Source organism: Paraburkholderia sp. BL18I3N2, assembly GCF_003001875.1.
GTDB lineage: Bacteria > Pseudomonadota > Gammaproteobacteria > Burkholderiales > Burkholderiaceae > Paraburkholderia > Paraburkholderia phytofirmans.
The window spans coordinates 324,977-337,379 of record NZ_PVNC01000001.1; the positions used below are offsets into that span (position 1 = coordinate 324,977).

Genomic DNA, 12,403 nt, shown 5'->3' on the forward strand with positions numbered 1-12,403 from the left:
CATCAACCAAAGGTCATCAGGAGACAACGTTATGGCCACCTTCAGTTATTGGGACACTGCCATCATCATTGGGATGGTCGTAGCCTATATCATCGTTACCAGTCTGCTCAGCATTCGCCTGCGCAGCAAAAATTCTGAACAGTTCATGGTGGCTGGGCGTTCGATGCCTGCCGTCGTAGTCGCGATCCTGCTGATGTCCGAGTTTATCGGCGCAAAGTCGACCGTTGGTACGTCGCAAGAAGCGTTTACCGCGGGAATGGCCGCTGCATGGTCAGTAGTGGCCGCAGCAATCGGATTTCTCTTCTTTGGCCTTTTCATGGCGAAACGACTCTATGCATCGGGCGAGTTCACCATCTCGGGCTTCATCGCCAAGAGATACGGAAAGGGTGCCAAGCTTGTCGTGTCGGCCATCATGATTTACGCGCTGTTCCTCGTGAACGTGGGCAACTACGTGAGTGGCGCCGCGGCCATCTCAACGGTGATGCGAATCGACCTGCCGACGGCAGCCGTCATCACCGCAATCGTGAGCACCGTCTACTTCGTCTGGGGTGGTCTGAAAAGCGTCGCCTATCTGACCATTGTTCACAGTGCCGTTAAGCTCATCGGAATTGGCATCCTTGTTTTGATGGCCTGGAAGCTCACGGGCGGCATCAAGCCGATGGCGGCAAGCATGCCCCAGCATTTCTTCACGTGGTCGGGTGCCCTGTCCGGCGGTACGATTGGCGCGTGGATTATCGGTACGGCTGGTGCGATTTTTTCGACGCAGTTCATCATCCAGGCTATCTCGGCCACCAGGAGCGCTGAGGCTGCGCGCGCTTCGTCGTTGATTGCGGCATTCCTGTGCCTACCGATTGGCCTGGCGCTGGGCTTCATCGGGGTATCCGCGAAGTACCTTTATCCGGGCATCAAAAGCCTGTATGCACTGCCGGTGTTCCTGCAGCACATGAACCCCATCCTTGCAGGCGTTGTGACGACATCGCTCGTGGCCTCGATCTTTGTAAGCGTCTGCACGGTCGCTCTGGCTATCGCCTCGCTGGTTGTGAAAGACTTTTATGTGCCGCGCTTTCACCCCACGCCGGAGGTCGAGCTGCGAATGACGCGTTGGATTTCTCTGGTGGTTGGCTTTCTTCCGCTTGTTTTCGTCCTGTTCGTACCGCAGATTCTCGCTCTGTCTTTCTTCACCCGCGCGCTGCGCCTCTCCGTTTCCGTCATTGCGCTGATTGGCATCTATGTCCCGTTCTTCAGTGGCAAGCGCGGGGCGGTCTCGGGCCTGGTTATCGCCACACTTGCAACCACGGTGTGGTATCTGCTCGGCAACCCGTTCGGTATCGACAACATGTACGTTGCGCTCGTCACGCCGGCGATTGTCCTCGTCGTCAGCAAGCTGCTGTTCCATGGCACGGCTTCGGACCTTCAGGACAAGGGGCTGACTCACCGCGAGTCCCACTGACCTGTCCGACCATCAGAGAGAGATTTTCATGAACACGAACTTCGTTGAAGCGGCCGGCGCCACCCTGGATAACTGCGTCCGCACTGCCTACGCAGATGCCGAACGGAAGGAGGCCTTCCTTCCCACCTCGTGCGTTCAGAACCATGCCGCAAATCTTCACGTCCTTCAGAACGGCGACCTCTTGTGCGTCTGGTTTGGTGGAACCCAGGAAGGCATTCCTGACGTTTCCATCTACATGTCACGCCTCCCCGCAGGAACCGGCGAATGGTCCGCACCAGAGAAACTCTCGGACGACCCGACACGCTCAGAGCAAAATCCCGTACTTTTCACGGCACCGAACGGTCAGCTCTGGCTGATTTACACCGCACAGCTTTCCGGTCACCAGAACACTGCGATCGTTCGTCGACGGATTTCGACGGACAACGGAAAGACGTGGGGAGCCGTCGAGACGCTATTCGACCGGCCAGGGACGTTTGTTCGCCAGCCGATTATCGTTCTGCAAAGCGGAGCATGGATTTGCCCGGTGTTCCTGTGCCGCACCGAAGCGGGCGAGCGATGGGTTGGCAACAATGACATCAGCGCGGTCATGGTGTCTGACGACCAAGGCGCATCGTGGACGCAGCACGAGGTCCCGGATAGCGTTGGCTGTGTGCATATGAACGTCCATGTTCTCAAGGATGGTTCACTGCTCGCTCTCTACCGCAGCCGCTGGGCCGACTTCGTGTATTCGAGTCGCTCGCGGGATGGTCGTGAGTGGAGCGCGCCGCAGGCGACCGACGTCCCGAACAACAATTCGTCGATTCAGTTCACGGTGTTGAAGAACGGACATCTCGCGATGGTGTTCAACGAAAGCGACGCTTCGCATAGCAAGGAACGTCGCGCATCGCTTTACGATGACATCGAGGATTCGGAAGACAGCGGCGAGCTACGCGACCAGAAGGCGTCGCCGCGCGGCACCGCGTTCTGGGGCGCGCCGCGCTCACCCATGTCTCTGGCGATTTCCGAGGACGACGGGAAAACATGGAACCGGCGTCGCAATCTGGAAATCGGCGACGGCTACTGTATGACGAACAACTCGGCCGACCAACGGAATCGGGAATATTCCTATCCGTCTATCGTGCAGTCAGCGGATGGCACGTTGCATATCGCTTTCACGTGGTTCCGCCAGAAAATCAAATACGTGTGCGTCGACGAATCCTGGGTGCGCGGGCGATGACTCCGGTCCCGACAAATGGCCGGTCAGTGCGGCAATTGGATAAACTTGGTGTCCTGGACGCGCGGAAAAAGGCGCGAACTCTACTGGACCAAGAAATTACGCACATGAAAGTAACCAGACGCCGTGAGGCGATGCTGCAGGCGGTACTCGGCGGGATGACCGATGTCGCGACGCTGTGCGAGCACTTCGGCATGTCGGAAGCAACGGTTCGCCGGGACTTGCGTGCCCTCGCGCGCGACAACCGGGTACTCCGGACGTACGGCGGGGCCGCGGCGGTGGGTTCCCATGAGCCTGAGCCATCGCTTGAAGAACGGCGAATCAGCTCACGAGAGCAGAAAGAGGCCATAGCACACCTGGCAAACACGTTCATCGAAGACGGCGACACAATATTTTTGGACGGTGGGACGACCACTGCGGCGCTCGCCCGGCTCCTCTCAGGGCGAACATTGGTGCACGTTGTCACCAACAATCTGCTGGTCGTAAGCGGGCTCGTATCTTCAGGAGTTCAGGTGACGGTTCTCGGCGGCGATGTCAGGTCGACGAGCATGAGCACACTTGGCCCGCTCGCGCAAATTGCCCTGAATCGCCTGAGCGTCGACAAGGCCTTTCTGGGCGCTGACGGTGTAGTGGCCGAGCTTGGATTGTGCGAAGCGAGCGCCGACCAGTCGTACCTCAAGGAGTGCGTGATGCGTCAGGCAGCTCATGTATTCGTGCTTGTCACTGCGGACAAGCTGGGACACGCCAGCCAGCAGCACTGGGCTCCGCTCGAGCGCGCCTGGACGCTTATCACCGACGATGGCGCCCAGCAGGACCAACTCGAGCCTTTTGATGCGCAGGAAAAGATTACTGTCCGGACGGCAAGCGTAGAGGCCGCCACTACAGCTAATGGGACTTCGCAGGTCCAATAGCAGTCGGAGACATCGTGGATACATGGGAGCAGTCAAAGCCAGGCTTGCGTCATGCAGTGGTCACCGGCGCATCTTCAGGAATCGGACGAGCAGTTGTCGACCGCCTGCTCTCCGATGGCTGGCGGGTCACCGGTCTGTGCCGCTCAGATCTTACAGTGACGAACGATCTGCTTAAGGTTGTCCGAGTTGATGTTACTGACTTCGATGCGCTGGGACATGTCTGTGATGAACTCGACCCAGTGGATGCAGTGATACATGCGGCCGGCTTCATGCGGACTGCGCCGCTCGGTCAACTTTCGCACGAAGACGGAGCCGCGATGTGGCGCCTGCACGTTGAATCAGCGGCGTTCCTCGCTGACCGCCTCGTACCGGCGATGCGGGCGGGCGGGAGAATTGTGCTGGTCGGTAGCCGGACGGCCAATGGCGCGGCGACTCGGAGCCAGTATGCCGCCACAAAGTCGGCATTAGTCGGACTGTCGAGGTCCTGGGCAGCCGAGTTGGCCCCGAGAGGCATCACCGTAAATGTCGTGGCGCCTGGGGCGACGGATACTCCGTTTCTTCGTGACCCGGCGCGAGCTGCGACACCACCGAAGCTCCCTCCGATTGGACGATTTATCGCGCCCGAGGAAGTAGCAGCCCTGACGAGTTTTTTGTTGAGCGAAGGGGCCAGTTCTATAACAGGACAGCAGATTGTGATGTGTGGCGGCGCTTCCCTGTAGGTTCTTAAGCAGGTACCAATTCACACATGGGTGTTTTCAAGAGCTTTATTGCGAAAGTGGCGTCAGTTCATATAAGGATGCCTAATAATAAAAATTTTTGAAATACCTGAAGAGACGGTAGCTGCGGACTACTCGCTTTCGACGCGAGCCGATATACATGTGCTGGGCGAATACCAGCATGAGCGCTTAGCAAGGGCTCTCCCCATCGAGCATTTTTTGCAATCAGTGGAGACTCCCGCTGCGGCACTGCGCCTGAGTCGAAAATTACCGCAGCGCTATGGTCAGATCGGTTCCATAGTCAATATTCATTGTTGGCGAACTGTATTTACATTATTCATATCTAACAGCGGACCCTCGCATCCCGCTACGACTGGCCAAGAGTCAGTCGCGATGCGTCCATGCAGCAAAGGAAATTCCGTCTCGTGAAACGACTCCACGCCTTCGTTCTCGCTATAGCGGCACTCACTGTATTTCCCATTTCGACCTTCGCTCAGCAAAACAGCAAGTCGCCAGCCATTACTGCCAACACGATCTCCGATGAGGACATCAGTCAGTCCTATCTCTACCTGCTCAGCCGGCTGCTGGTCACGCGCCAGGAGCAACTCGACTTTAAGGAAGGCTTCCGATGGAACGAACTGGTCCACCGTAAGCCCGGGGCAGTGGACTGGCCCAATCCCAACCTGGACGTGGCGTACTCCGAAGCGTGGGTGGCTGTCGACGAGAATAGCTGCACTATCGTAAGCGTGCCGCAGATCAAGGGTCGCTACTTCACTGTGCAGTTTTTGAATGGTTGGGGCGAAACCCTGGCCAACATTAATGAGCGTGTGTTTCCGCAAAGGCCATACGGCGACTTTGCGGTGTGCCTGCGTGGAGCCAACGTGTCGATCCCGGAAGGTGCCCTCCGGATCGACCTGCCGGTCAAGTCCGCTCGGGTGTTGGCGCGCGTGGCGCTGGGCACTGACAGGGATGGTGCAGTCGCGCTGCAGCACGAATTCAGATTGGCAGCGACCGGTTCTCCAAAGCTGCCCGTCGTTCCGAAGACTTTGATGTTCGAGCCAGAGAAGCTTCCTGGCGTTGAGGCTTTTGATTCAGCGAAGACCGCGCTCGAGAGCGAGCCTGATCTGAATCCCGGTTTCCAGTCGATGCAGCAGTTGACCCGTCGCGTGGCCGAAGCGGCAACTCAACCCGCCGAGCGAGCGCGCATTGATCGTGTCGTGCGCACGCGCGCCATGGAGGAGTTCGGCAAGGCGGGCGCGATCATCGGGCACGGAACGATACACGACGGCTGGGCGCGCCCGGACGTGGTCGGTGAGTACGGACTCGATTATCTCGCTCGAACGTTGGTCGACTATGGCGGCATCTGGGCAAACATCAAGCCGGAGGTGCTCTATTACCGCTGTTCCATCGATGCGAACGGCGCACCGTTGAGCGGCGATCACGTCTACAAACTGACCTTCCCGAAAGACGCTTTGCCGACGCGCTTCGCACGATATTTCTGGTCGGTTATCGCGGTCGACGACAAGCGGTTCCGCGTGCTGAATAACCCGCAACAGAAATATCTGCTCAACGACGCGCAGGGTCTGACGTACGGTGCGGATGGCTCGCTGACCCTGTATTTTGCGGCAGAAAAACCAGTGGATGCGCCAGCGGGCAACTGGCTGCCGACGCCGCGCGGTACGCAATACCGGCTGACGTTCCGGTATTACGGTCCACTTGACGGTGTGGCCAATGGCACGTACTACCCGCCCCCAATGACAAGAGTCCAGTAAGCAGAAGCATGTCGGAGCTAATTGCTGTCCATGAGAGGCCACAGTGAGTTTGCATAAAAAATTGGCTCTAATAGCCATTACGGCGATGCTGGTCGCCACAGGCAACGGCCGTGCGGAATCGCTATCGCCGTCACCCGGATGGAGCAGCGCGATGCCGCCCGGACCCGATGCACGCGTTTCGATGACGGAGTCATATGTTCGGATGGTCGCGCGCGATGCATATTTCTGGGCGTGGCCGATGGTCAATATCTACAATCGCCGACTCGCATTCAAGCAGGCGCCCAAAGTAGGGCTAATGAACGGCACGCTTCCTTACGCGCCACTGAACCGGCTCGCCATGTTGCACGATTACATCCAGCCGGAGCAACGCTGGGTTGCTTGCCCTAATCAGGATGTCGCGTACGGTGCGGGCATCGCGGCACTTGATGAGACTCCGGTAGTCGTGCAGGTGCCGGACTTTGGCAGCCGCTTCTGGGTTTATCAGATCGTCGATCTGCGTACCGATAGCTTTGCGCAGCTGGGAGCCATGTACGGCACGCGCCCCGGCTTCTATCTGCTGGTCGGTCCTAACTGGAACGGCAAAGTCCCCGCGGGCATCACCAGGGTGTTTCGCGCCGGGACCGGCACGGCCTTCGTGGTGCCGCGCGTGTTCATGGACGACACGGCGCAGGACCGCGCCGCCATTCAGCCCGTACTGGCCGGCATCGATGTCTATCCGTTGGCCGAGTTCGATGGCACGCCAAAGCGCCACGACTGGTCCCGTCTGCCCACGCTCACATCGCCCACCGACGATAGTAGCGCCGGCGAGACGAAATGGGTCATTCCGGAGAAGTTCTTCGATGAACTGCCGCTGGTGTTGAAGGATGCACCGCCGTTGCCGGGAGAGGAAGCCCGATATGCGCAGATCAATGCCGTGCTGAGTGCCGCGAGCAACGACCCGGCGCTCAAGCGCGCGATGATCGACGAAGCGACGAAGACGGAAAAGGAACTGATCGACCCGCTGCTGCAATTTCGCAACTGGGGGCTGCCGGTCGGTAATCACTGGACCACGACACAGAATAACGCGGCGTTCGGCACGGACTATTTCACTCGAACCGCCGTAGCCAAATCGAACATACTGGTCAATGCGCCGACTGAAACGAAATACCTTTACCAGGATCTCGACGCGACCGGGCAGCGACTCTCAGGCGCGAACCGGTACACCGTGACCTTCCCGAAAGGCCAGACGCCACCGGTCGACGGCTTCTGGTCGCTGACCCTGTATGACAGCAACCATTTCTTCGTGCCGAACCGCCTGAAGCGCTATTCGCTCGGCACCAAGAATCGCGACCTGAAATTCAACAGCGATGGCTCACTGACCCTCTACGTGCAGGCCGAGTCACCCGGCGCCGCGAATGAGTCGAACTGGCTGCCTGCGCCGGCAGGGGCAGTGTTCACGCTTTATCTGCGCGCTTATTGGCCGAAGAGCTCGATCATCGACGGCTCGTGGGCACCGCCGCCGGTGCGCCTGGTCAACTGATCGCCGCGCAATAGATGGGGTGCTGGCGACCCGAGCCCAGACCTCCGCGGCACGGTACGCAGGGATGATAGAGCCAAACCTGCGCGCAACCTCGGGCCTTGCTCCCCGCACGAAAGCGCCATTGCAAGCAAGCGCGAATCCATCCGAGACTCGACTAGCGAACGCCGTAGACCGAACCGAGGCTCGTCACGAAGACGACGAAAACCACGAAGAACATTGACCTCGAACCCGCGGCCTGGTACCGGCGGTGTTGCGTATCATTATGGCGGAGACCGGTCCCGGCCAGTATGCTATCGGACTCGGTAATCGATCCACGCAAGCACCACGGGAGCAACGTGAAAAAGACTGAGTTGCGAAACGACTTTCTGGAATTGCGCGAACTCGTTCGCGAGTTTGTCAGCGAGCGCGACTGGGACAAATTCCACACTCCGAAGAATCTGGCAACGGCGCTCAGTGTCGAGGCAAGTGAGCTGCTCGAGCCTTTTCAATGGCTTGTTTCCGGCGACAAAAGCGAACTCGACGAAGCGAAGGAAACCGCTATACGGCACGAAATGGCCGACGTTCTGGTGTACCTCGTTCGCCTCGCCGACAAGATGGATGTCGACCTGTTTCAGGCCGTGATGGAAAAGATGGCGCTTAATCGGCAAAAATATCCCGTCGACAAAGTCCGCGGCGACTCGCGAAAGTACTCCGAGTACAAAGACTAACCCAGCGAGCCTTTCCCGCAGCCTCACCCGCATTCAGGAGTGTCAGCCGATGTCGGCTTCGTCATCCGCCACCGCACACGCCGGCGCGTCCTCGCTGATCACCTCGCTGGTCGCTGCCGCGCTGTTCATGGAAAACCTCGACGGCTCGATCATCGCAACCGCGCTGCCGCAAATGGCGCATTCGTTCCATGTCACACCTGTCGAGCTGAGCGTCGGCATCACCTCGTATCTGTTGACTCTCGCGGTATTCATCCCGATCAGCGGCTGGATCGCCGACCGCGTCGGCGTGCGCACGGTGTTCACTGCGGCGCTTGCAATCTTCACCGTGGCATCGGTGCTATGCGGATTGACCGACAACCTCGTCGAATTCACCGGCGCGCGGATTCTGCAAGGCATTGGCGGCGCGATGATGGTGCCGGTCGGACGGCTCGCCGTGCTGCGCGCCACGCCGAAAGAAGGCCTGATGCGTGCGATCTCCATCATCACGTGGCCTGGGCTGGTCGCACCTGTGCTCGGACCGCCGCTCGGCGGCTTCATTACGACGTACTCGTCGTGGCGCTGGATCTTCTATCTGAACGTGCCGCTCGGACTCGCGGGCGTGGTGTTGGCGTGGCGCTTCATCAGCGCGGAACGCGACACGGATCGTCGTCCGTTCGACATGCTGGGTTTTGTGCTGACCGGCGTCGCGGGTACCTCGGTGATGTACGCGATGGAAGCAATCGGCCGCTCGGGCTCGTCGTGGCGTACGGCGCTGGTGTTTCTGGCAATCGGTCTCGCGGCTTGCGCGGGAGCGTGGTTCCATCTGCGGCGCTGCGCGCACCCGATGGTCGATCTGTCGGCGTTCCGCATCAAGACGTTCATGGTGGCGATCGGCGGCGGCTCGCTGTTCCGGATTGCGATCGGCTCGGTGCCGTTTCTACTGCCGCTGATGTTTCAGGTCGGCTTCGGCATGAATCCGTTTCAGTCGGGCTTGCTGACGCTTGGCGTATTCGCCGGCAATCTGTCGACGAAGCTCGTCACGACGCGGATCTTGCGGCGCTTCGGCTTTCGCTCCGTGCTTCTCTACAACGGCGCGTTCGCCGCGGTGACGCTGGCGAGCATGAGTCTGCTCACGGCTTCCACGCCATATGGATGGATCCTCTTCGCACTATTCGTCAGCGGCGTCGCGCGGTCGTTGCAATTCACGGCGATCAATACGCTCGGTTTCGCGGATGTTCCGAAGCAGCAGATGAGCGGCGCGTCGACCTTATCGAGCACCTTGGGCCAGATGACGATGGGCATGGGCGTCGCGGCCGGCGCGATCGCGTTACGGATCGCCGCATGGTGGCATGGACATGATGGACAAACATTGGCGCCGGCCGATTTCACCGTCGCGTTTCTGATAATGGCGGCATTGAGCGCGATCGCAATAGTCGATGTCATTTCGCTGTCGCCCGATGCCGGCGCGCATGTCAGTGGACATCGGCGGGCGGGCGAGAAGTCGTGATGACACGGGCGAACCGCACACCCAACGTTGTACGTCCTGCCTGGACATAGAGCTGCGATACGCGAGCACCGCAGCCCGCCTCTCAAATCGACTTTACTTCGCCACCGTCCATCCGCAAGCTCGATCCTGTCATCCAGCGCGCCTCGGGTGACACGACGAACGCCATCAGCGAGGCAATCTCTTCCGGCGTGCCGTAACGCGCGATACCGGCTTCAACCGGAAACTTTGCCGTCGCTTCTTCGACGGACATGTTGTGCAGCGGAGCCCAATGCTCCAGATACGAGCGTCGCCGGCCGGTCATCACGGGCCCTGGCAGCACGCTGTTGACCTGCACGCCATCGGCAATGCCGCGATCCGAGAACGCTTTCGCGAGCGCCACGATCGCCGCGTTGATCGTGCCCACGGCGGCATAGGGCGCCTTGGGGAACAGCGCTGAATTCCCGGACATCAGCACGACCGATCCTGAGCTCTCCTTCAGTGCCGGCCACGCCGCGATCGTCAATCGACGCGCGCCGTGCAGCTTGAGCGCGAGACCGTGGTCCCATTGCTCATCGGTCATCTCCAGCACATCGATCTGCGGCACCGCGCCGGCAATGTTGAGCAAGGCGTCGATCCGCCCGAACGTCGCCAGCGTTCGCTCGACGACTTGCTGCGCGGCGTCGGGTTCGGAGAGATCGGCGTCGATAACGAGCGTCTCGGCGCCGGCCTTCTTCACCTCGACGGCGGTCTCTTCAAGGTTCGCGCGGTTGCGGGCCACGAGCACGATCGAATAAAAATCCCGCGCCAGTCTGATGGCCGTCGAACGACCGATACCCTGGCTTGCTCCCGTCACGATGGCGACTTTGCTGGACATGTTGCTTCTCCCGATTGATTGATTGAATGAAGGACGTTCCCTTGCTTGAGATCGGTCAGTGGTCGAGGAAGTCCGAAATGGCCGCGGCGATTTCCGTGACGTGCGTCTCCAGCGCGAAGTGGCCGGTATCGAAAAAGCGCACCACGGCGCCCGGAACGTCGCGCCTGAATGCTTCGGCACCGGCGGGCAGAAAGAAGGGATCGTTTTTTCCCCACACGGCGAGCAGCGGCGGCTGTTGCGCGCGGAAGTATTGCTGGAATGCCGGGTACAGCGCGACGTTGCTTTGATAGTCGCGGAACAGATCGAGTTGTACCTCGTGCGCACCCGGCCGGCTCAGATAGAAGTCGTCGAGCGAGTAACCGTCAGGCGACACGGACGCCGTATCGGACACACCGTGCGTGTACTGCCAGACGGTCGTCTCGTGCGTCAGCAGAGCGCGAAGCGCATCACGATTCGACGGCGAAGCGTCTTGCCAGTAGGCACGGATAGGATTCCACCCGTCGCTCAATCCTTCTTCGTAGGCGTTGCCGTTCTGCGAAATGATCGCGGTGATCCGCTCGGGATGTCGGATCGCAAGGCGGAAACCGGTCGGCGCGCCGTAGTCGAATACGTAGACGGCAAAACGGTCGAAGCCGATCGCCTCGGTGAAGTGCTCGATGACGTTGGCGATATTGTCGAACGTGTAAGCAAAATCGTCGCGGCTTGGCATGTCGGACTGACCGAAGCCGGGCAGATCCGGCGCGACGATATGGAAACGGTCGGCGAGCTTCGGAATCAGGTCGCGAAACATATGGCTCGAACTCGGAAAGCCGTGCAGGAGCAGCAGCTTTGGCGCGCCCTGGCGCCCAGCTTCGCGATAGAAGACCTTGAAGCCGTCGACGTCGGCGTGACGATAAGCGATTGAAGTCATGATTTTTCTCCTGAGGGGAGCAAAGTTGAACGGCTCACGAAGGCGCTGTGCGATGTTGGGTATCGCAACTCGCGCGAAACTCTCGGATAACCTTAGCGAGCAGAAACCGCCTGGGCGGCTTCGACGATGACATGCGTGACGGCCTCGGGCGCAGTCACGATCGGCGTGTGGTCGGCCTGATACGACCGCACGTGCGCATTCATGCGAACTGCCATGAAATGCTGGGTTTCAGGGTTGATCATCCGGTCCTGTTCGGCGATCAGGAACCAGCTTGGGCGGTCTTTCCACAGTGGACGCCCGACTGCTTCGCCGATGCACGACACGGAAATCGGACGCTGCACCGCGGCAAGCACCGCCAACTCTTGTTGAGTTGCGTCTTGCGCAAATGCCTGGGCGAATGCCTCTAGCGGCAGCCATATCAATCCGTGTCGATCCGGCGCGAGCGTCGGCGCCAGTGGATGCATTTCGCCGCGATAGAACACGTCGCCGACCGTTTCACCTTCATCGGGTGCCAGTGCGGCGACGTAGACCAATGCCCTGATTTTGTCGGACCGGCTCGATCCGATCACAGCGCCGGCATACGCATGGCCAGCGAGCACCACTGGGCCTTCGATCCGTTCGAGCGCCCGGTCGAGCGCGGCCACGTCTTCACTCAGCGAGGTGAGCGGCAGCGGAGCCGCGACGGCATCAATTCCTTGTTTCTTCAGACCGTCGATCACCTTGCTCCAGCTCGATCCGTCCGCCCATGCGCCGTGTACCAGCACCGCGCTCACATTGCCAGAAGACATGTCCCGCTCCTTTGAAGATGGTGAATGCTGCTTGCGAAATGCAGCCAGATTCGTCATATATGCGTAACCTGTTTGATG

General features: G+C 59.8%; 11 protein-coding genes. 8 read left to right on the top strand and 3 right to left on the bottom strand.

All coding sequences use genetic code 11. From position 1 onward, the window contains the following. The first annotated feature begins 31 nt into the window (after window positions 1–31). The 8 genes from B0G75_RS01480 to B0G75_RS01515 all read left to right on the top strand — a co-directional run bounded on the left by B0G75_RS01480 (window position 32) and on the right by B0G75_RS01515 (window position 9,774). Window positions 32–1,450, top strand: coding sequence for a sodium:solute symporter family protein (locus B0G75_RS01480; RefSeq protein WP_106299966.1), 1,419 nt, complete (start codon window positions 32–34; stop codon window positions 1,448–1,450). 28 nt (window positions 1,451–1,478) lie between these two features. Then, on the top strand, window positions 1,479–2,666 hold the full coding sequence (locus B0G75_RS01485) for an exo-alpha-sialidase (protein ID WP_106299968.1): 1,188 nt from the start codon (window positions 1,479–1,481) through the stop codon (window positions 2,664–2,666). A gap of 104 nt (window positions 2,667–2,770) precedes the next feature. Next, complete coding sequence (locus B0G75_RS01490; RefSeq protein WP_106299971.1) at window positions 2,771–3,574, top strand: DeoR/GlpR family DNA-binding transcription regulator; 804 nt, start codon at window positions 2,771–2,773, stop codon at window positions 3,572–3,574. A 14-nt stretch (window positions 3,575–3,588) separates the two neighbouring features. Then, complete coding sequence (locus B0G75_RS01495; protein ID WP_106299973.1) at window positions 3,589–4,293, top strand: SDR family NAD(P)-dependent oxidoreductase; 705 nt, start codon at window positions 3,589–3,591, stop codon at window positions 4,291–4,293. Window positions 4,294–4,715: 422 nt separating this feature from the next. Beyond that, window positions 4,716–6,062 carry a DUF1214 domain-containing protein gene (locus B0G75_RS01500; RefSeq protein ID WP_258194200.1) on the top strand — a complete coding sequence of 449 codons (1,347 nt, stop codon included), beginning with the start codon at window positions 4,716–4,718 and terminating at the stop codon, window positions 6,060–6,062. Window positions 6,063–6,213: 151 nt separating this feature from the next. Then, window positions 6,214–7,581, top strand: a complete 1,368-nt coding sequence (locus B0G75_RS01505) for a DUF1254 domain-containing protein (RefSeq protein WP_258194201.1) — start codon at window positions 6,214–6,216, stop codon at window positions 7,579–7,581. 335 nt (window positions 7,582–7,916) lie between these two features. Beyond that, window positions 7,917–8,288, top strand: a complete 372-nt coding sequence (locus B0G75_RS01510) for a nucleotide pyrophosphohydrolase (protein WP_106301750.1) — start codon at window positions 7,917–7,919, stop codon at window positions 8,286–8,288. 49 nt (window positions 8,289–8,337) lie between these two features. Next, window positions 8,338–9,774: a DHA2 family efflux MFS transporter permease subunit gene (locus tag B0G75_RS01515; RefSeq protein ID WP_106299979.1), complete on the top strand. Its 1,437-nt coding sequence runs from the start codon at window positions 8,338–8,340 to the stop codon at window positions 9,772–9,774. 82 nt (window positions 9,775–9,856) lie between these two features. On the opposite strand, the gene B0G75_RS01520 is transcribed toward B0G75_RS01515, so the two are convergent. From B0G75_RS01520 to B0G75_RS01530, 3 genes are all read right to left on the bottom strand, one after another. Further along, window positions 9,857–10,627 (bottom strand): SDR family oxidoreductase, encoded by a 771-nt coding sequence (locus tag B0G75_RS01520; RefSeq protein ID WP_106299981.1) that lies wholly within the window; start codon window positions 10,625–10,627, stop codon window positions 9,857–9,859. A gap of 55 nt (window positions 10,628–10,682) precedes the next feature. Then, window positions 10,683–11,537: an alpha/beta fold hydrolase gene (locus B0G75_RS01525; RefSeq protein WP_106299983.1), complete on the bottom strand. Its 855-nt coding sequence runs from the start codon at window positions 11,535–11,537 to the stop codon at window positions 10,683–10,685. A gap of 92 nt (window positions 11,538–11,629) precedes the next feature. Then, on the bottom strand, window positions 11,630–12,382 hold the full coding sequence (locus tag B0G75_RS01530) for an alpha/beta hydrolase (protein ID WP_308705654.1): 753 nt from the start codon (window positions 12,380–12,382) through the stop codon (window positions 11,630–11,632). Window positions 12,383–12,403: the final 21 nt, after the last annotated feature.

Coding starts and splice junctions, on each gene's coding strand:
- B0G75_RS01480 (WP_106299966.1), top strand. CDS start 32: ATGGCCACCTTCAGTTATTGGGACACTGCCATCATCATTGGGATGGTC.
- B0G75_RS01485 (WP_106299968.1), top strand. CDS start 1,479: ATGAACACGAACTTCGTTGAAGCGGCCGGCGCCACCCTGGATAACTGC.
- B0G75_RS01490 (WP_106299971.1), top strand. CDS start 2,771: ATGAAAGTAACCAGACGCCGTGAGGCGATGCTGCAGGCGGTACTCGGC.
- B0G75_RS01505 (WP_258194201.1), top strand. CDS start 6,214: ATGCCGCCCGGACCCGATGCACGCGTTTCGATGACGGAGTCATATGTT.
- B0G75_RS01515 (WP_106299979.1), top strand. CDS start 8,338: ATGTCGGCTTCGTCATCCGCCACCGCACACGCCGGCGCGTCCTCGCTG.
- B0G75_RS01520 (WP_106299981.1), bottom strand. CDS start 10,627: ATGTCCAGCAAAGTCGCCATCGTGACGGGAGCAAGCCAGGGTATCGGT.
- B0G75_RS01525 (WP_106299983.1), bottom strand. CDS start 11,537: ATGACTTCAATCGCTTATCGTCACGCCGACGTCGACGGCTTCAAGGTC.
- B0G75_RS01530 (WP_308705654.1), bottom strand. CDS start 12,382: ATGACGAATCTGGCTGCATTTCGCAAGCAGCATTCACCATCTTCAAAG.